Below are 19,721 nucleotides of genomic sequence, written 5' to 3' on the forward strand. Positions count from 1 at the left end.
GGGATCAGTCCGGCACGGGCGGGGGATGCGGCCCGGGCAGTGGGTCGGTGCCCGCCTGGGCCACGAGCCGCTCCAGCGCGGCCGCGCCCGGCAGGTCCTCGGGCGAAACGGTGCGGCCGGTGCGTACGTAGTGGAACGCCGCCCGCACCTTGTCCAGAGGAAGCTCGGCACGCCGCCCGGTGCGGCGTTCCTCCCGGGCGGCCATCAGCTGGGCCCACGCCAGCCGGTACGCCGCGAGCTGGATGCCCACGGCCGCGAGTTTCTCCCCCTCCGGTTCGGCGCCGGTCTTCCAGTCGATCACCGTCCATCCACCGTCCGGGTCCTCGAAGACCGCGTCGATGCGACCGCGGATCACGGTGCCGCCCAGGGCCGTTTCGAACGGGACCTCCACCTCGACGGGATTGCGCGCCGCCCACGGCGACCGTAGGAAGGCCTCCTGCAGCCGGTCGAAGTGCGAGTCGTCGCCGTCCTCGTCGTCGGCGCCGGGCAGCTCGTCGAGGTCGAGCAACCGGGTCGCGCCGAAGCGTCGTTCGAGCCAGGCGTGGAAGGCGGTGCCGCGGCGGGCGAGCGGGTTGGGCCGGAACGGCAGCGGCCGACGCAGGCGCGCGGCGAGACCGTCCGGATCGGTGGCGAGGTCGACGAGCTGGCTCACCGACATCTGCGCCGGGAGCACCACCTCGGCGCTGCGTTCGGCGCGCTGCTCACGTTCGGCGAGCAACGCGTCGACGTCGGCGGCCCACTGGTCGGGGTCGTCCTCGTCGGATTCGGGTGGCGCCGGTTCGGGTTCGGCGAGCGCGGCGAGCACGAGCTCGGCGCCCCGCTCGACGTCGGCGCGGCGCGCACCGAGCGGGTCCCGCGGCCACAGCGCTTCGCGCGGCTCGGCGGCGAGGGGGTTCTCCTCTCCCTTCTCGGGCTCGGGTGCCCAGTGCTCGACAACCCCGAGTTCCGGCCGGGCCGTGACGAGTTCGTGCAGTTCCTCGAGGAAGAGTGAGGGTCCCTTCGGCTCGGAGCCGGTCTCGGCCCAGTGGTGCGCGGAGACGAACAGGGCGCGTTCGGTGCGGGTGAGGGCGACGTAGAACAAGCGGCGGTCCTCGTCGCGCCGACGCCGCTTGAGGGCGTCCTTGTGGGCGTCGATGGTCTTCTCGAGCATCTTGCGGTCGAAGACGTCGGCGAGGTCGGGCACCGGCACCCCGTCGGTGGCGTCGGCGTCGTCGTCGGGCAGCACCCGGTCGCCGCGCAGGTGGGGCGGCAGTTCGCTCGCCGAACCGAGCCAGGTGGATCCGGCGGTGTTCGACGGGAACACGCCGGTCGCGACGTGCGGGACGGCGACGACCTCCCATTCGAGGCCCTTGGCGGAGTGCACGGTGAGTACCTGGACGCGTTCGGGGTCGACCTCCACCTCGCCGGGGGCCAGACCCTGCTCGATCTCCTCGGCGGCGGACAGATAGGCCAGCAGACCCGGCAGCGTCGCGTTGGTGCGTCCCGCGTAGTCGGCGACGACGTCGGCGAAGGCGTCGAGGTGTTCCCGGCCGGCGACACCGCGGCGGCTCCCCACCCGCGCCTCGGTCTCGATGCCGATGCCGAGCACCCGTTCGACCTCGGCGACGAGTTCGGTGAGGGGCTGGCCGAGCCTCTCGCGCAGGGACGACAGTTCCCGGGCCAGCGCGACGATCCGCGCGTAGCCGAACTTCGAGTACCGGCCGGGATCACCGGGATCGGAGATCGCGTCGGCCAGGCCGGCCTGGTCGGCGTACTCGCCCGGCATCACCGAATCCAGCGCCTCCTCGAGCGCGTCGGGGTCGGTGACCGTCCCGGCGACGCCGTAGCGTCCGGCGATGGCCAGTTCCTGGGCGCGTTCCCACAGCGCCTTCAGGTCGGCGGCGCCGAGCTGCCAGCGGGCTCCGGTGAGCACCCGCACCGCTGCGCTTCCGGCCAGCGGGTCCGCTGCGAGCCTCAGCATCGCGACGACGTCGGCGACCTCGGGGGTGTGCAGCAGACCGCCGATGCCCACGACCTCGACGGGCAGGCCCCGGCCCCGCAGTTCCTCGGCGATGGGGGCGGCGTCGGCGTTGCGGCGCACGAGCACCGCCGCGGTGGGTGGCTTCCGGCCCTCGGCGCGGGCCGCGTCGTATTCGGCGGCGATGCGGTCGGCGACCCACCGACGTTCGGCCGCGACGTCGGTGTGCAGGGCCAGGCGGATGTCGCCGCCGGTCGCATCGGGGCGCGGGCGCAGCCGGCTGACCGGGACACCCCGATCGCGCAGCGGCTCCGACGACAGGTTGGCCAGTTCCAGGGCCTCCGGCGGGTTCCGCCAGCTGGTGAGCAGTTCGCGGCGTGGGGCGGGGCTGCCGTCGGGCAATGCGAAGTCGGTCGCGAAGCGGGGCAGGTTCGCAGCGGAGGCGCCGCGCCAGCCGTAGATGGACTGCATCGGGTCGCCCACCGCGGTGACCGCCAGCCCGGGATCCTTACCGCCCCCGAACAGGGCGGCGAGCAGGATGCGCTGGGAGTGGCCGGTGTCCTGGTATTCGTCGAGCAGCACCGCCCGGAATCGGGTGCGTTCGCCGGCCCCCACCTCGGGGTGGTCGCGGGCGACCCGCGCCGCGAACGACATCTGGCTGCCGAAGTCGAGGGCACCCTCGCGGCGCAGGGTCTCGGCGAGCCGTTCCACGAGGGGCAGCAACTGCAGGCGTTCGTACTGCGTCTCCAGGTAGCCGAGCAGGGTTTTCGACGGTCCGCCGCGCTGCCCCGGCCCGGCCGGCAGGGTGTGCACGAGCTTCTCGAGTTCGAGATGGGCGGTGCGCAGCAGGTCGGGTTCGACAAGATGTTCGGCGAGCTGACCGGACAGCGCGAGCACGGCCTCGGTGATCGAGGCGGGACTGCGGTCGGTGTCGAGGTCGTCGTCCCACGACGAGACGACGCGGTGCGCGACCTGCCACAGCTGCGTCTCGGACAGCAGGGTGGCCGAGGGTTCGATGGGCAGCAGCAGGCCGTGTTCGGCGAGCAGCCGACCGGCGTAGGCGTGGTAGGTGCTCACCTCGGGTTCGCTGCCGAGGATGCGGGCGCGCAGTTCGCCGGACGGGTCGAGGTCGCGGATCAGCGACGATCCGGCAAGCTTGGCGAGGCGGGCGCGGATGCGGGCTGTGAGCTGCTGCGCGGCCTTGCGGGTGAAGGTCAGGCCGAGGACCTCCTCGGGTTCGACGAGGCCGTTGGCGACGAGCCACACCACGCGGGAGGCCATGGTCTCGGTCTTGCCGGCCCCGGCGCCGGCGACGACGAGCATCGGTCCGAGGGGTGCCTCGATGACGGCCGCCTGCTCGTCGGTGGGCGGGAACTGGCCGAGTGCCTCGGCCAGACGGGCCGCGCTCACCCGTGGCGCGGTCGCACGTGGTGCGCTCACTCCCCTGTCACCTGCCTGCCTTCGTCGTGGGCGGGGCAGCTCGACAGCACCGGGCAGTGCCGGCATCCGTCGTTGACCCGCGCGAGGAACTGCGGACCGCGGGTCGCCGCGGCCGCTTCGTGGATGACCGAGCGCCAGTGCGCGAGAGCCTCGTCGTCCAGGGGTGGCTGCACCCGCTGGGTGGCGCCTTCCTTGTTGTGCGGTTTGGCCACGAACACCAGTCGCGCGCCGCCGGGTTCGGAGGCCGGGACACCGTCGATCGCTCCCGCCGCGGCGGCCACCTGGTAGGCGGCGAGCTGGGCGTGTTCGCGTGCGGCGTCCTTCGAGACCGGGTTCTTCGCGGTCTTGACGTCGATGATCACGGGACGGCCGTCGGGGTCGCGTTCGAGCCGGTCGATGCGGCCGCGCAGGCGGACCCGCGGCTCGTCGCCGGAGTCGGGTTCGAGGATGCCGTCGACCTTGACCTCCACCCCAATCTCGGTGAGCTCGTCGCGGGTGCCGCGCAACCAGGTCGAGAAGGTGTCGAGCATCCGGCGGGTGCGTTCGAGTTCGCGGCGTGCGTACCATTCGGCACCCAGATCGACCGAATCCCATGCCTTTTCGAGCGCCTGGTCGATCCGGTCCGGGGGGATCCGCCCGGCGAGCGCCTGGACCAGGGTGTGCACGAGGGTACCGGTGACGGCGAAACTGTTCTCGCCGTCGGAGCCGCCGTGACGTTCGAACATCCAGCGCAGCGGGCAGGTGACGAGCTGTTCGACGGTGGACGGGGACAGCCGTACGGCGTCGTCGTCGGGATCCCACAGCGGGTCGGAGGTGCTCGGATCGGACGTGCCGTACCAGTCGTCGGGATGGGCGCCGCGCACTCCCGCCCGCGCCAGCCGCGCGAGTTGCTGCGCGGCCCGGCGCTGTCGTTCGGGTTCGTGTTCGGCGATCTCGGGATCGCAGACCACGCTGCGCAGTTCGGCGACGAGCGCCGACAGGGCGAGCACCCGGGTACGCACCTCCTCGGGTACCGGCTCGGCGAGTTCGTCGCCGGTGTGCTCGGCGTCCTCGGAGAGGCGGAGTTCGTCGACGAACCGGGAGGGGACGAGTTCGGCGTCGCTCGTCACCGAGTCGACGGCGGTGACGAGCACCTGCGTGCGGGCGCGGCTGCAGGCGACGAGGAACAGGCGGCGTTCGTCGGCGAGAAGCGGTGCGGTGCGGGACAACCGGGCGGTGCTCTCCTCGCCGCCGTCGGCGCCGGAGACCGCGTCGATGAGCGCTTCGATCCCGAGCAGGGTGCCGCGGGGCCGCAGGCTCGGCCACAGGCCCTCCTGCACCCCGGCGACCACCACGACGTCCCACTCGCGGCCGGCGGCGGAGTGTGCGCTGACGACGGTGACGGCCTCGGACTCGGCCGCCATCCGGGCGCGGACGGTGCCGGGGATCTCCTGTTCGGTGAGGTAGTCGACGAATCCGGCGATGTGGGCGCGCGGCAGGCGGTCGACGTAGTCGGCGGCGGCGTCGAACAGGGCCACCACCCCGTCGAGGTCGCGGTCGGCCTGCGCCCCGATCGGCCCGCCACGGGCGGACGCGGCGGCCCAGCGTCGCTCGAGACCGGTGGCCTGCCAGGCCTCCCACAGCACGTCCTCGAGGCCACCGCCGCGCAGCGCGGCCGCCCGGGCCTTACGGAGCACGCCGAGCGCCTTCTTCAGCGGGGCCGCCTCGACGTCGGTGAGGCCCTGGATCAGGTGCGCGTTCTCGGGTTTCTCCCCCTCCTCGCTGAGCAGGAGGCGCAGCAGTTCCGCAGAATCGCGGTCGTTGCCGGAGGCCAGCTCGACGCGGCGCAGACCGCGCCGCAGCCGGCGCAGCGCGACCGGCTCGGCGCCGCCGATCGGCCCGGACAGCAGCGCCAGCGCCTCCTCGGCCCCGAAACCGTTGCCGGCCACGGCGCGCAGCACGAGCAGCAGCCCGGCGACGCTGTGCTGCCGGGCGAGCGGCAGCTCGGAGGCTGCGGTGGTCATCGGCACGCCCGCGGCGAGCAGCGCCCGGCGCAGCGGCGCGAGCACGCGGGGCACGGACCGGACCACGATCGCCATGCGTGACCACGGCACCCCGTCGACGAGATGGGCGCGGCGCAGGGTGTCGGCGACGAGCGCTGCCTCCTTGGCCTGCGACGAGCACACCGCGACCCGGACCCGGCCGGGATCCTCCGAGCCGCGGTGTGCGGCGACCCCACGGTGCGGCGGCAGGCCGGGCAGGCGGCGGGCGACGCGGTCGGTGAGGGTGGCGACCTCCGGTGCGGCGCGGTGGTTGACCTTCAGCACGATCCGGCGGGAGCCGTCGTCGCCGCCGAGCCCTTCGAGGAAGGACGGGTCGGCGCCGCGGAACCCGAAGACGTGCTGGTCGGGGTCGCCGGCGACGGTGCAGGTGCGGGTGCCCGTCCCGAGGACCCGTACCAGATCGGCGGCCTGGGGGTCCAGATGCTGGGCGTCGTCGACGAGCAGGTGCCGGATGCGGCTGCGTTCGGCGGCGAGCAGATCCGGGTCGGTGGCGAAGGCCGCCAGGGCCGCGCCGACGAGCTCGGCGGCGTCGAGGGCAGGGGCCGTGGCCTCGGGGGCCTCGAGACCGACCGCGCCGCGCAGCAGCATCACCTGCTCGTAGCGCTGCGCGAACCGGCCCGCGGCCACCCATTCGGGCCGGCCGCGGCGTTCGCCGAGTTCGATGAGGTCCTCCGGGCCGAGGCCGCGCTCGTTGGCGCGGAGCATCAGGTCGCGCAGTTCGACGGCGAACCCGGTCATGCCCAGGGCGGGGCGCAGCCGCTCGGGCCACATCTCGGCGCCGTCGTCGATGTCGCCGCGCAGCAGCTCGCGCATCACGGCGTCCTGTTCGGCGCCGGTGAGCAGCCGGGGCGGCGGGTTGCCGTGCGCGGAGGCCTGCAGCCGCAGGACGGCGAAGGCGTAGGAGTGCACGGTGCGCACGAGCGGCTCGCGGGTGGCGCGGGGCACCGCACCGCCGCCGTGGGCGAGCAGGCCCGCGGTGATCGCCTCGCGCACGGCGGTCGCCGCGCGCCGCGAGTGGGTGAGGACAAGCACCGACTCGGGTTCGGCGCCACCGGCGATGCGGTGGACCGCGAGGTCGACGAGCAGCGACGTCTTGCCCGTGCCGGGGCCGCCGAGCACCTGCCAGGGCCGCCAGCGCGGCGCGGGCGGGGCGTCCTCGAAGAGCACCCGCACCTCGTCGGGCCACTCCCGGCGGGCGGGTGCCTCGTTCACCCGGCGCACCAGCTTCGCCGCCGGGCGGCGCACACGGTCGCCGGTCTCGACCGGATGCGCGGCGGCTGCGGGCACGACGGGATCCTGCGCCGGTCCGGGGCGCAGGTCGACGGTGCCGGTCTCGACGTCGGACATGGGCACCATCTCATCAGACCGGTCCGACATCCCCGGTCCGGCCGGCACCGGCCCGCCGGGACTGCGATAGTGGTCGGCGTGAGCGACACGACCGTGAGCGGCACGCCCCTGAACACCCACCTCTTCGGCCCCACCGACGCTCCCGAGGTGCTGGCCCTGCACGGGCTGACCGGGCACGGCCGGCGCTGGCGGAACCTCGCCGAGCAGCATCTGCCCGACGTCCGCGTGATCGCACCGGACCTGCGCGGGCACGGACGCTCCCCCTGGGCGCCGCCGTGGACGCTCGAGACGCACGTCGCCGACCTGCTCGCCGTGCTCGACGCGCACGCACGCGGTCCCGTGACGGTCGTCGGGCACTCCTTCGGTGGTGCGCTCGCCCTGCACCTGGCAGCGACGGCCCCGGAACGGGTGCGTGCGCTCGTGCTGCTCGATCCGGCCATCGGGCTCCCGCCCGACCGGATGCTCGAGGTCGCCGACCTGACGGTGCGCTTCCCCGACTACACGGACGCCGCGGAGGCCCGCGCCGAGAAGGTCCACGGCGATTGGGGCGAGGTGGCCGTCGAGCTGCTGGAGGAGGAGATCGTCGAGCATCTCGTCGAGCTGGAGTCGGGCCGGGTGAACTGGCGGATCTGCGTGCCGGCGCTGGTTGCGTCGTGGGGTGAGCTGGCCCGCGAGCCCGTGCTGCCCGCGGCGGGGATCCCGACGATCCTGGCGCAGGCGGGCAAGGTCGACCCGCCGTACACCACCGCCGGGTTCCGGGCGGCGCTCGCCGAGCGGCTCGGCGACGACCTGACGGTGCTGCGGATCGACTGCGACCACATGATCGACCAGGCGCGGCCCGCCGAGACCGCCGAGCTCGTCCGCCGGGTGCTGTAGATGGCGGTCACGACCGACGAGCAGATCGAGCGGGTGCGCGAACTCGTCGCGGCGGTGCCCGCCGGGAAGGTCGTCACCTACGGGGACATCGCGGCCGCGGCGGGCCTGTCCAGCGCCCGCACGGTCGGGTGGATCATGCGCACCGACTCCGCCGACCTGCCCTGGCACCGGGTGGTGCCCGCCTCCGGCCGCCCGGCCGCGCATCTCGCCCGGAAACAGCTGGCGCGTCTCGAACTCGAGGGTGTGCCGATCACCGGCGACCGGATCGATCTGGCCCGGGCGCGGCATCGCTTCCCGGACTGATACGGCAGCATGAGGACATGAGCACGCTCACCGAGGTCGAGGCCGTGATCGTCGCGGGTGGCCGCGCGAGCCGCATGGGCGGCGTGGACAAGCCCGCCCTCGAGGTCGGGGACCGCACGATGCTCGGGACCGCGCTCGCCGCCGTGGAGGGGTGCGCGCGTGTCACCGTCGTCGGCCCGCACCGCGACGATCTCGACCCGCACATCCACCAGGTGCAGGAGAGTCCCGCCGGGACCGGGCCGGTCGCCGCGCTCGCCGCCGCCGACCCCACCGCCGATCTGGTGGTCACGCTCGCCGCCGACCTGCCGTTCATCACCCCGGGCACGGTCGTCGCGCTGCTGGAGGCGTTGAACTCGGATGCCCACGCGGAGGCCGCCTTCGCCGTCGACACCGACGGGCGCCTGCAGTTCCTGCTGGCGGCGTGGCGCACGCCCGCGCTGGCGGCGCGTCTCGCGGCGCTCGGGGGCGACGTGGCGAACCGGCCGATGAAGGTGCTGCTGCCCGAACGCCACGTCACCGTCCCCGTGCCGGAGACCACCGACTGCGACACCCCCGCCGACCTGCACGCCGCCCGCCGTGCGCATCCGGGCCGGATCGCCGCCGATCCCGCCGAGGCGCGCCGGTTGCTCCGCGACGCGCTGCTGCCCGTGCCGTCCCGGGTGGTCCCCGTGGCCGAGGCGCGCGGTGCCACCCTCGCCGCCGCGCTGGTGGCGGCCGAGGCGTTGCCGCCGGTGCCGACCTCGGCGATGGACGGGTTCGCGGTGGCCGGTGACGGCCCGTGGGTGCTGCGGACCGAGATCCGCTACGCCGGTGACGGTTCCGCCCTTACCCTGCGCGACGGGGAGGCAGCCCGGATCGCCACGGGCGCACATCTTCCCGAGGGGGCGACCGCTGTCGTCCGCGACGAGTTCGTGCACGTGGACGGCGACCGGGTCACCCGCCTGCCCGACGCTCCGGTCCGGGACGACGCGCGGCGCCGCGGCGAGGACTGGGAACCCGGAAAGGTCCTGGCGCAGGCCGGAACTCCGGTGGCCCCGGCGGTGGCGTCCGCAGCCGCGAGCGGGGAGGTCACCCGGCTGGAGGTCCGCGGTCCGCTGCGGGTGCACATCGTGGTGACCGGCGACGAGATCCGGCGCAGCGGGCCGCTGCGGCCGGGACAGACCCGCGATTCGCTCGGTCCCGTCCTGCCCGATCTCGTCCGCTGGTGCGGCGCCGAGGTCTCCGGCGAGGGCCACCTGCGCGACACGGCGGACGGTTTCGACGCGCTCCTGTCGGGCACCCGCGACGCCGACGCGGTCGTGATCGTCGGCGCGACCGGCGGCGGGGCCGCCGACCAGTTGCGCGGCGCCCTGGCACGGGCCGGGGCGCACACGGTGGTGGAACGGGTCCGGTGCAAGCCGGGCGGATCGCAGGTCGCCGCCGTCCTGCCCGACGGCCGTGCGGTTCTCGGGTTGCCGGGCAATCCGGTGGCGGCGGTGGCCACGCTGCTGGTGATGCTGCCGGCGATCGTCGACGGCCGCACCGGCCGCATCCCGCCCGCTCCCCTGCTCGGCCCGCTCGCGAACGCCGAGGAGGTCGCCGGGGACATCACCCGCCTGTTGCCGGCCCGTCAGGGGACGGACGGAAGGTGGTTGTGCGACAACGCCGTCCGCACCTCCCACCTCGCGGGCCTGATCGGGCGCACCGCCGTCGCGGTGGTGCCGCCGCGGGCCGTGGACGGGGACCTCGTGGAGCTGATCCCCCTGCCCCGCTGAGATCCCGGCCCCGTCCGGTCCTGTCAGGCGCCCCGGTGCACCACGGCGGGCGTCGAGAGCCCCGCGGCCGCGGCACGGTACCGCCGCACAACGAGATCGACGACGGGCGCGGCCACACCGATCGGTGCGGCGACGCCGTCCGCGCCGATGTCGAGGAGCCGGCGGTGGAACAGTCCGTCCGCCAGCAGGTACGACGCGACGAACACGCGGTGGGCGCCCTCGGCGCGCACCTCGTCCACCACCTGCGCGATACGGGGTTCCCCGGTCGCGATCCAGCCGACCCGCACGGGAGTGCGCACGATCGCCGAGAGCATCCGTGCGGCGACGTACACGTCCCGCCGCGCGCGGGGATCGGAGGAGCCGGCCGCGGCGAGCACCACCGCGTCGCCGCGGGTCCAGCCCGCCTGCCGCAAGCGGTAGACCAGCATCCGGGCCAGCGCCGGATCGGGTCCGAGCGCCGGGGTGACGGTCACCGCGTCGTTGCCGCCGGCGGCCACCTCACGCGGCACATCGGTGTGCACGTGGTAGCCGGAGGCGAGGAAGGCGGGCACCAGCACGGTCGGGCCGGTGGTGTCGCGCAGGACCTCCGAGGGCGACGGTCCGAGCACGTCGACGAAGGCGACGCGGGTGGGTCCGACCCGGCTCGCGACGGCGTCGGCGAGCGCGGCGATCATGTCCACCCCGCGCGGGTTCCGGGTTCCGTGCGCCACCAGCAGCAGCGACGGATCCACCCGGCTCACGGGAACACCTCGTCCGGGTCCACGGCGAGACGGTAGCCGCGCTTGACGACGGTCTGCACGATCGCGGGGGCACCGAGCGCCGAACGAACCCGTGCCACAGCGGTTTCCACGGCGTGGGTGTCGTCGCCACCGCCGGGCAGGGCGGCGAGGAGTTCCTCGCGGGAGACGACCCGGCCCGAGCGCGCGACGAGCGTGCGCATGAGCGCCATGCCGGCGGGCGGCAGGCACTTCACGGAACCGTCGACGATCACGCACCGGCCGCGGGGGCTGAGCACATGCCCGCCCGCCTCGATGCGCAGGGCGTGCTTGGGCAGTTCCTCGGCGATGTGCCGCGCCAGCGAACCGAGACGGGCCCGGCCGGGCATGGTGACGGGCACGTCGAGGGCGACGAGCGGCGCCGCGGTGACGGGACCGACGCAGACCGCGGTGACGCCGGAGCGCATGGCCCGCAGCATCGGTTCGAGGACGCCGGTCTCCTTGGCGCGCATGAGCATCGACGCGACCGCGGGGGCGCTGGTGAAGCTCACGGCGTCGAGTCCGCGCTCGGTGATCTGCTCGATCATCCGGTCGAGCGCGGTGAGGTCGTCGGGTGGGGTCCACCGGTAGACGGGCACGGGCACGACGTCGGCGCCGGCCACGCGCAGGGCCTCGCACAGGTCGGTGCCGGGCTCCCATTCGGTGCGTTCGCCGTGCAGCTGCACCGCGATGCGCAGGCCTTCGACGCCCTCCTCGAGCAGCCGGTCGAGGAGTTCGGCGGAGGACTCGGACGACGGCGACCAGTCCTCGCGCAGTTCGGCGGCGCGGATGGCGCCGGTGACCTTCGGTCCGCGCGCGACGATACGGCCCGAGTTCAGGGCCCCGATCAGGTCGTCGACCAGACCCCAGCCCTCGGCCGCGCCCATCCAGCCGCGGAAACCGATGCCGGTGGTGGCGACGGTGACGTCCGGGGGCCGAGCGACGATCTCACGGGTGACGCGTTCGAGTTCGGTGTCGTCGGAGAGCGGGATGATCCGGATCGCGGGGGCGTGCACCACCTCGGCGCCGCGCCGGGTGAGCAGGGTCGCGAATTCGTCGGCGCGGCGCGAGGCCGTCACCCCGACGGTGAACCCCCGCAGCGGCGCGCTGTCCTCGGTCACGAATCCTCTCCGGTCGCACTGCCGTACCGGCCCTCGGCGAGGGCGACGTTGTGGATCTGGACGACGCCGGCCCACACGCGCACCTCGTAGACGGGCAGCCGCACCGACGGGTCGTCGAGACAGCGGCCGTCCTCGAGCGAGAAGACCTGCTTGAGCAGCGGGGAGGCAACGGTGGGCTCACCGCCGCGGTCCCCCACGATGCCGCGCGACATCACGGCGGCGCGGCCGTACGGGTCGATGTTGCCGACGGCGCGCAGGGTGCCGTCGTCGAGCAGGAACAGGGCCGCCTGCTGTCCGCCGCGCAGCAGCACGGCCACGCCGCGGCCCGGAATGAGGTGGCTGAGCGGACACGCGGAGGTCCAATCCAGCCGTCCGTCGAACACGCTCTCGCGCGTCGTCCCCCCTACGGTGTACGTCTCGATGACCGTCATCGGTGTCCTCCTTGAAACTGCCGTGCTCGAAGTCTGTGGGCGTGGTGTTTCGGATGCGTTACCCGCTCGTTCCCGCCGGGTAAGGACGGCCGACGGCGCCCCGGACCGTCGGCCGCCGGGCCGTTCAGCTCCGCGGGGCCGGTCCGATACCGGGCATACCGACCAGGACCGGGACCCTGCGCGGGCCGCTGTCGTCGAACCGGATGGTGGGATCGGGCTGCGCGGGGGCGTTGACGAAGGACACGAAGCGGGCGAGCTTCTCGGGGTCCTCGAGGACACCGGCCCACTCGTCCTTGTATCCGGCGACGTGCTTGGCCATCGCCGCCTCGAGTTCGTCGGCGATGCCGAGTGCGTCGTCGCACACGACCGCCTTGAGGTGCTCGAGGCCGCCCTCGAGTTCGTCGAGCCACGGCGCGGTGCGCTGCAGCCGGTCGGCGGTGCGGATGTAGAACATGAGGAACCGGTCGATGTAGCGCACGAGGGTCTCGTCGTCGAGACCGCCGGCCAGCAGCTGGGCATGCTTGGGCGACTGGCCGCCGTTGCCGCAGACGTACAGGTTCCAGCCGTTCTCGGTGGCGATCACACCGACGTCCTTGCCGCGGGCCTCGGCGCATTCGCGGGCGCAGCCGGACACGCCCATCTTGAGCTTGTGCGGCGAGCGCAGGCCGCGGTAGCGCAGCTCGAGGTCGACGGCCATGCCGACCGAGTCCTGCACGCCGTAGCGGCACCAGGTGGAGCCGACGCAGCTCTTGACGGTACGCAGCGACTTGCCGTACGCCTGACCCGATTCCATGCCGGCGTCGACGAGGCGCTTCCAGATCTGCGGGAGCTGCTCGACGCGGGCCCCGAACAGGTCGATGCGCTGCCCGCCGGTGACCTTCACGTACAGGCCGAAGTCGCGGGCGACCTCCCCGATGACGATGAGCTGTTCGGGGGAGCACTCGCCGCCTGGCATGCGCGGCACCACCGAGTAGGTGCCGTTTTTCTGGATGTTGGCGAGGAAGTGGTCGTTCGTGTCCTGCAGACCGGCCTGCTTCGGGTGCAGGATGTGGTCCGAGTCGGTGGAGGCGAGGATCGACGCGACGACCGGCTTGCAGATGTCGCAGCCGTAACCGGTGCCGTACTTCTCGATGAGCGCGGAGAAGGTGCGGATGCCGGTGGCCTGGACGATCTGGAACAGCTCGGCGCGCGACTGCTGGAAGTGCTCGCACAGCGCCTTGGACATCTGCACACCCGACTGCGTGAGCAGCTGCTTGATGCTCGGGAGGCATCCACCGCAGGTGGTGCCGGCGCTGGTGCACGACTTGATCTGGGCGATGTCACAGGCGCCCTCGGCGATGGCCCCGCAGATCGTGCCCTTGGTCACGCCGTTGCAGGAGCAGATCTCGGCGTCGTCGGGCAGCGATCCGGCGCCGGGCTTCTCCCCCGCCGGGGAGATGAGGGCGGCCGGGTCGCCGGGCAGTTCGCGGCCGACGAGCGGTCGCAGGTTGCCGTAGGCGGAGGCGTCGCCGACGAGGATGCCGCCGAGCAGGGTCTTCGCGTCGTCGGAGACGACGAGCTTGGCGTAGGTGCCCTTGGCGGCGTCGGACAGCACCACCTCGAGGGCGCCCGGGGTGGTGGCGTGGGCGTCGCCGAAGCTGGCGACGTCGACGCCGAGCAGCTTGAGCTTGGTGGACATGTCGGCGCCGGGGAACTCGGCGGTGCCGCCGACGAGCCGGTCGGCCACGACCTCGGCGGTGCTGTAACCGGGGGCGACGAGGCCGTAGCAGACACCCTCGACCGCGGCGCATTCGCCGACGGCGTAGATCGCCTCGTCGCTGGTGCTGCGGCAGGCACGGTCGGTGAGCACACCGCCGCGGGCGCCGAGCTCGAGACCGGCCTCACGGGCGAGTTCGTCGCGGGGCCGCACGCCGGCGGAGAAGACCACGAGCCCGGCGTCGAGAACGGTGCCGTCGGACAGGGTGACCTGCAGGCCGTCGGGTCCGTTCTCGATCTTCTCGGTGCCCACGCCGGTGTGGGTCACGAGGCCGAGGTCGGTGACGAGACGGTCGAGGACGCGGCCGCCGGCCTCGTCGATCTGGGCGGGCATGAGCCGGTTGTTGAACTCGATCACGTGCGGGGTGACGCCGAGCAGCCGCAGGGCGTTGGCCGCTTCGAGCCCGAGCAGGCCGCCGCCGATGACGATGCCGATCCCCCCGACCGCCGCCGTCCTCTCGGCGGCGACGCGGATGCCGTCGAGGTCGTCGAGGGTGCGGTAGACGAAGCAGCCGGGCAGGTCGTGTCCGGGCACCGGCGGGACGAAGGCGTAGGAGCCGGTGGCGAACACGAGCGCGTCGTAGGGCACCACGTCGCCGCCGGTGGTGGTGACGGTGCGGGTGGACCGGTCGAGGGCCGTCGCCCGGGTCCCGAGCCGCAGGTCGACGAGATCGTCTGCGGCGTAATCGTTTCCGGCGAGAGCGAGTTCCTTGCGGTCCCAGGATCCGACGTAGGAGGACAGTCCCACCCGGTCGTAGGCGGCGTCGGCCTCCTCACCGAGGACGGTGACCGACCACTGGTCCTGTTCGTCGCGGACGCGCAGGGCCTCCACGAAGCGGTGTCCGACCATTCCGTGTCCGACGACGACGACGTTCTTGCGGCTCATGGGTTTTCTCTTTCCTGATACGTGCGGATCGATCGGGCCGTGCGGCCGATCAGACCGTGAGGTCGACGCGGGTCCGGGCGGGAGCGTCCGCGGCGGGGGTGGTGTCCGGGGCGGGAGCGGCGGGGCGGCGGAGGAAGATCGCCCAGGTCACCGCGATGCACACGACGTAGAAGATCGCGAACACCCAGAAGGCTGCGGTGGCGGACTGGGCGGCTCCGCCGTAGGAGGCGCGGAAGACGAGGTTGATGCCCACGCCGCCGAGGCCGCCGATGGCGCCGGCGAAGCCGATGAGGGCGCCGGACATGCTGCGCGACCAGGCCGCCTTGGCGTCGCGGTCGAGTCCCTCGAGGTCCTGGGCCTTGGCCTCGAAGATGGACGGGATCATCTTGTAGACCGAGCCGTTGCCGATGCCGGACAGCAGGAACAGGGCGATGAAGCCGAGCACCATGGCGACGAGGATGCCGCCGCTCGCAGCACCGGCCGCGGCGTCGTCGAGGGTGCCGGCGACGATGAGCACACCGGCGGCGAGGGTCATGGCGACGAAGGTGTACAGGGTGATGCGGCCACCGCCGATGCGGTCGGCGAGCTTGCCGCCGAGCGGGCGGGCGATCGATCCGAGCAGCGGGCCGATGAATGCGATCTGCGCGGCGTGCAGGGCGGCCTGGGCGGGGGTGTCACCGCCGGCGAGGAAGTTGATCTGCAGGACCTGACCGAAGGCGAAGCTGAAGCCGATGAACGACCCGAAGGTGCCGATGTAGAGGAAGGAGATGATCCACGAGTCGCGGAACCTCAGGGCTCGTCCCATGACGCGCAGGTCGGCCTTCTGGTCGCCGAGGTTGTCCATGAACAGGGCCGCACCGAGGGCGGCGACGCCGCAGAGCACCAGGTAGACCGAGCACACGATCCACGGTTCGGTGTTGCCGACGGTGGCGATGACGAGCAGGCCGATCAGCTGGATGGCCGGCACACCGATGTTGCCGCCACCGGCGTTGAGGCCGAGTGCCCAGCCCTTCAGCCGCTGCGGATAGAAGGCGTTGATGTTGGTCATCGACGACGCAAAGTTGCCGCCGCCCACACCGGCGAGCGCCGCGACCAGCATGAAGGTCGTGTAGGAGTGGCCCGGGTTCAGCATCAGGTACAGCGCCCCGAGGGTCGGCACCAGCAGCACGAGGGCGCTGAAGACCGTCCAGTTGCGGCCGCCGAAGCGGGCGGTGGCGACGGTGTAGGGGATGCGCAGGAGCGATCCGACGAGCGTGGGGACCGCGACGAGGAAGAACTTGCCCGCGGCGTCGATGCCGTAGACGTCGGTGGGCATGAACAGCACCATGACCGACCAGATCGACCACACCGAGAAACCGACGTGCTCGGCGATCACCGACCAGATCAGGTTGCGCCGGGCGACCTGCTTGCCTCCGGCCTCCCACGCCTCGACGTCCTCGGCGTCCCAGCGTTCGATATAGTGCTTGCGCACGAATTTGGCTCGGAGACTTTCCTTTTCGACGATAGTCGCCATCGGATACTTCCTCCTCGGGTCTGTGTTGAACCCAAGGTAGGAAAAGGGTGTTGCTACGGTGCTGCCCGCGGTGACCTCCGCGTCAAGACTTGCTCACCCTGCCTCCGCGTCCCCTGTGAGGAAGAACCGGACCGGCCCCCGCGGGGCGTCAGAGCAGGAAACGCACCAGGTCGGCGGTGTGCGCGAGTCCCGGGAACGCCTCCTCGGTGGACCGCGGGTGCAGGGCGTGCACCGCGAGCCGGAAGATGACCGCGCGCAGCAGCATCTGCGGCCACTCCGGCAGGTCCTCCCAGCGTGCGATCAGCCCCTCGTCGGCACCACCCCAGGACAGTGCGTCGACGACGGCGACGGCCGCGGCCCACTCGGCGGGCCGCCAGTAGGGAGTGATGTCGGTCAGCCCCGGGGCGGCACGGCCGGCGAACAGCACCGTGCCGAACAGGTCGCCGTGCACCAGCTGGTCGGGCAGGTGCACGGGCTTGCGGAAGGTCGCGAGCTGGTTGATCAGGTCGAGGCTCTTGCGGCCGTCGGGGGTCGTCGTCTCGGGCGCACCGGCAGCGCGGGCGCTGCGCAGCGGCACGGTCTCCCAGGCGGCGCGGTCGGCGGCGACGAAGACATCGACGTCCTCCCACGGCGCGACCGGCGGCTGCATGAGGAAACGGGGCCGTTCGAGCTGCGCGGTGGCGGCATGCAGCCGCAGCGACAGCGACACGACCTCGTCGTGCCGGGGCTCGGAGGTGCCGACGATGTAGGTGTCCGCACGCCAGCCGGACACGACGTAACGGCCGTCCGTGGATCTCACCGGCCGCGCGAGTCGCACCCCGTCGACGGTGAGGGTCTCCCGCACCTTGGCGGACCAGGCCGCGCGGGCGTGATCGGCGACGCGGGACAGGACGACGTCCCCACATCGGAACCCTCCGTCCCAGTCGGGTCCGAGCGGGACCGGTTCGACGTCGCGGAGACCGAATGTGGAGCACACGTGCTGCGGGGGTTCGAGTGAGCTCACGCGCCTCACGGTACCGCCGGACACCGCGCGAACCGGGAAGGCACTCCGCTGTTTCAGGTCACAACGAGGTCTCCGTCGGGCATCGGCCCCACGGTTCGCACTCACATCCCGGCGTCGGTGCCGGGAAGCTCAGTAGACGGGCAGCGAGGGATCCACCTGCTGCGCCCAGGCGATCACACCACCGTGCAGGTGCGTCGCGTCGGCGAAACCGGCCCGGGTGAGCACCTCGAGGGCCTCGGCGGAGCGGATGCCGGTCTTGCAGTACAGCACGATGGGGGTGTTCTGCGGCAGCTCGGCGAGCGCCTCACCGGACAGGATGCGGCCCTTCGGCACAAGGCGGGCGCCGTCGATGCGGACGATGTCCCACTCCACCGGTTCGCGGACGTCGATCAACGCGAGGTCGCGGCCCTCGTCGAGCATGCGCCGCAGCTCGGTGGGGGTGATCGCCTTCTGCGCCGCCGCGGTGTCGTCGGCGGGAGCGATGCCGCAGAACGCCTCGTAGTCGACGAGTTCGGTGACGGGCACCCGCCCGGGATCGCGTCGCAGGGTCACGGTGCGGAAGTTCATCGCCAGCGCGTCGTAGATCATCAGCCGCCCCAGCAGCGGCTCACCGATGCCGGTGACGAGCTTGACGGCCTCGGTGGCCATGAGGGTGCCGATGGTGCCCGGCAGCACGCCGAGGACCCCGCCCTCGGCGCAGGACGGGACCATGCCCGGCGGCGGCGCCTCGGGGTACAGGTCGCGGTAGTTCAGGCCGCGGCCGTCGGGGGCGTCCTCCCAGAAGACCGACAGCTGCCCCTCGAAGCGGAAGATCGAGCCCCACACGTAGGGCTTGCCGGCGAGGACCGCGGCGTCGTTGACGAGATAGCGGGTCGCGAAGTTGTCGGTGCCGTCGAGGATCAGGTCGTACTGCTCGAACAGCTGCACCGCGTTGCCCGAGTCGAGCCGGGTCTCGTGCAGCCGCACGGTGACACGGTCGTTGATCGCCAGGATGCTGTCGCGGGCGCTCTCCCCCTTGGACCGGCCGACGTCGTCGCGGCCGTGGATGATCTGGCGCTGCAGGTTGGAGGTCTCCACCTCGTCGAACTCGACGATCCCGATGGTGCCCACCCCGGCGGCGGCGAGATAGAGCAGCGCCGGGGATCCCAGGCCGCCCGCACCGATGCACAGCACCCTCGCGTTCTTCAGCCGCCGCTGCCCGGTGACCCCGACGTTCGGGATGATCAGGTGCCGGCTGTACCGGGCGACCTCGTCGTGACCGAGTTCCGCTGCGGGCTCCACCAGCGGCGGAAGCGAACGTCGGTCCAACGGTGTCGGTGCGGTCACGGGGTCTCCTGTCGCGGTCCGGCTACGGCACCGCCCATTCTCCCATCCGGTGACCCACGTCTCCCAGCCGGTGACCCTCGCCGGAGGTCAGGCCCGGGGATACGGCCAGGGGTTGAAGCGGCACCGCAGACCGTCCGCCGGGACGGCACCGTCCGGGTCGAGCCGGTGGATGTCGTCGTTGGCGGTGCCGAAGGTCTGCTGCATCATGATCGGCGCCAGGCCGTCGCCGGTGGTGCACGCCTCGTGCTGCGCCAGGCCGATCGCGTGACCGACCTCGTGGTTGATCAGGTACTGGCGGTAGGAGCCGATGTCGCCCTGGAACGCGACCGCCCCGCGGACCCAGCGGGCCTCGTTGAGCAGCACCCGGTCCATCGACGGGTTGAAGCACGACCCCTCGAGCGGGATGTCGTAGCCGCAGCCCTCGCGGATGGTCATCTGGGAGGTCAGGGAGATCCGGAAGTCGGGGTCGCCGCCGTCGACGCGGCGGAAGGCCAGCCCGCGGTCGCCGATCCAGCTGCGCGGATCCGCCAGGGTGCTGTCGACCATCGACGCGAACGCCGCGTCGCCACCGTAGGGGGTGGTGTCGATGCCGTTCTCCACCTCGACGGTGTAGGTGAACACGCGGTTCTCCCCCGTCCCGACCTGTTCGGTGGTGCCGGGCAGCACGCGCCACTCGCGGGCGCCGGTCTCGGTGAACGGGCCGCCGTCCGGCAGTGCGCCCGATTCGAGGGACTCGGGGAAGGTGCCGTCGGCGCGGGGTGCCTCGGCGACGATCTCGGTGACCTCGACGGGGACCTGGGCCGTCGGCTCGACGTCGTCGGGTGTGCCGGAGCTGCGCACCGCGTCCCACAGGACCACGAGGGTGACGACGGTGAGGATCGGCACCGCGTAGGCCCGCCATCCGTAGGTGGCGACGAACCGTCCCAGGCGCGTCGGGCGGCGGACGTCCCGCTCGGGCCGCGGGCGCCGGGGCGGGCGGTCCTCGCCGCCGACGGGATCCCACAGGGCTCGCAGCGGCTGGTACGACCGGCGTCCCGGGGAAGATCCTCGCGGGCCCCTGCTCTCGCGCACTCCTCCTCGGTCGATCACGGAAGCCAGAATGTCACATCGAGACCGTTTCGATATCCGGCTCGCCCGTTCGTGTGCCCCGTCACCCGCCGGTGAAGAACGGATACCGGTCGGTAGCCCGATCCGCTCGACAGGCCGGTTCAC

At 72.8% G+C, this 19,721-nt stretch carries 13 protein-coding genes; 3 read left to right on the forward strand and 10 right to left on the reverse strand.

Annotation, left to right across the window (positions count from 1 at the left end; all coding sequences use genetic code 11):
• Positions 1 to 4: 4 nt before the first annotated feature.
• The gene (locus OED52_RS14030) at positions 5 to 3,463 is read right to left on the reverse strand and encodes an ATP-dependent helicase (protein ID WP_413247665.1); all 3,459 of its coding nucleotides are present in this window, start codon (positions 3,461 to 3,463) and stop codon (positions 5 to 7) included.
• Positions 3,394 to 6,786 carry an ATP-dependent helicase gene (locus tag OED52_RS14035; RefSeq protein ID WP_264151476.1) on the reverse strand — a complete coding sequence of 1,131 codons (3,393 nt, stop codon included), beginning with the start codon at positions 6,784 to 6,786 and terminating at the stop codon, positions 3,394 to 3,396. The genes OED52_RS14030 and OED52_RS14035 overlap by 70 nt, the downstream gene beginning before the upstream one ends.
• A 69-nt stretch (positions 6,787 to 6,855) precedes the next feature.
• On the opposite strand from OED52_RS14035, the gene OED52_RS14040 reads away from it, so the two are divergent.
• Genes OED52_RS14040 through OED52_RS14050 form a run of 3 tightly spaced genes read left to right on the forward strand, consistent with a single transcriptional unit; the run spans position 6,856 to position 9,719 of the window.
• Positions 6,856 to 7,662 (forward strand): alpha/beta fold hydrolase, encoded by an 807-nt coding sequence (locus OED52_RS14040; RefSeq protein WP_264151477.1) that lies wholly within the window; start codon positions 6,856 to 6,858, stop codon positions 7,660 to 7,662.
• Positions 7,663 to 7,965, forward strand: coding sequence for an MGMT family protein (locus OED52_RS14045; RefSeq protein ID WP_264151478.1), 303 nt, complete (start codon positions 7,663 to 7,665; stop codon positions 7,963 to 7,965).
• Between the two features lie 17 nt (positions 7,966 to 7,982).
• Positions 7,983 to 9,719 carry an NTP transferase domain-containing protein gene (locus OED52_RS14050; RefSeq protein ID WP_264151479.1) on the forward strand — a complete coding sequence of 579 codons (1,737 nt, stop codon included), beginning with the start codon at positions 7,983 to 7,985 and terminating at the stop codon, positions 9,717 to 9,719.
• Between the two features lie 23 nt (positions 9,720 to 9,742).
• Here the strand turns inward: OED52_RS14050 and OED52_RS14055 are convergent, their stop codons facing one another.
• The 8 genes from OED52_RS14055 to OED52_RS14090 form a co-directional block, all read right to left on the reverse strand.
• Complete coding sequence (locus OED52_RS14055) at positions 9,743 to 10,459, reverse strand: sirohydrochlorin chelatase (protein WP_264151480.1); 717 nt, start codon at positions 10,457 to 10,459, stop codon at positions 9,743 to 9,745.
• Complete coding sequence (locus OED52_RS14060; RefSeq protein ID WP_264151481.1) at positions 10,456 to 11,595, reverse strand: uroporphyrinogen-III synthase; 1,140 nt, start codon at positions 11,593 to 11,595, stop codon at positions 10,456 to 10,458. The genes OED52_RS14055 and OED52_RS14060 overlap by 4 nt, the downstream gene beginning before the upstream one ends.
• Positions 11,592 to 12,026, reverse strand: a complete 435-nt coding sequence (gene nirD / locus OED52_RS14065; protein WP_264151482.1) for a nitrite reductase small subunit NirD — start codon at positions 12,024 to 12,026, stop codon at positions 11,592 to 11,594. Before nirD ends, OED52_RS14060 begins: the two co-directional genes overlap by 4 nt.
• Positions 12,027 to 12,150: 124 nt before the next feature.
• Positions 12,151 to 14,667: a nitrite reductase large subunit NirB gene (nirB, locus tag OED52_RS14070; RefSeq protein WP_264151483.1), complete on the reverse strand. Its 2,517-nt coding sequence runs from the start codon at positions 14,665 to 14,667 to the stop codon at positions 12,151 to 12,153.
• Between the two features lie 49 nt (positions 14,668 to 14,716).
• Positions 14,717 to 16,180 carry a nitrate/nitrite transporter gene (locus tag OED52_RS14075; protein WP_264151484.1) on the reverse strand — a complete coding sequence of 488 codons (1,464 nt, stop codon included), beginning with the start codon at positions 16,178 to 16,180 and terminating at the stop codon, positions 14,717 to 14,719.
• 148 nt (positions 16,181 to 16,328) lie between these two features.
• A complete protein-coding gene (locus OED52_RS14080; RefSeq protein ID WP_264151485.1) occupies positions 16,329 to 17,183 on the reverse strand; it encodes a TIGR02569 family protein in 855 nt (284 codons plus the stop codon).
• 129 nt (positions 17,184 to 17,312) lie between these two features.
• Entirely contained in the window at positions 17,313 to 18,509 is a 1,197-nt protein-coding gene (gene moeZ / locus OED52_RS14085; RefSeq protein ID WP_264151486.1) for an adenylyltransferase/sulfurtransferase MoeZ, read from the reverse strand.
• Positions 18,510 to 18,596: 87 nt separating this feature from the next.
• The gene (locus OED52_RS14090) at positions 18,597 to 19,580 is read right to left on the reverse strand and encodes a DUF3152 domain-containing protein (protein WP_264151487.1); all 984 of its coding nucleotides are present in this window, start codon (positions 19,578 to 19,580) and stop codon (positions 18,597 to 18,599) included.
• Positions 19,581 to 19,721 lie beyond the last annotated feature (141 nt).

Origin of the sequence: Rhodococcus sp. Z13 (assembly GCF_025837095.1) — a bacterium.
Taxonomy (GTDB): Bacteria; Actinomycetota; Actinomycetes; order Mycobacteriales; family Mycobacteriaceae; genus Rhodococcus; species Rhodococcus sacchari.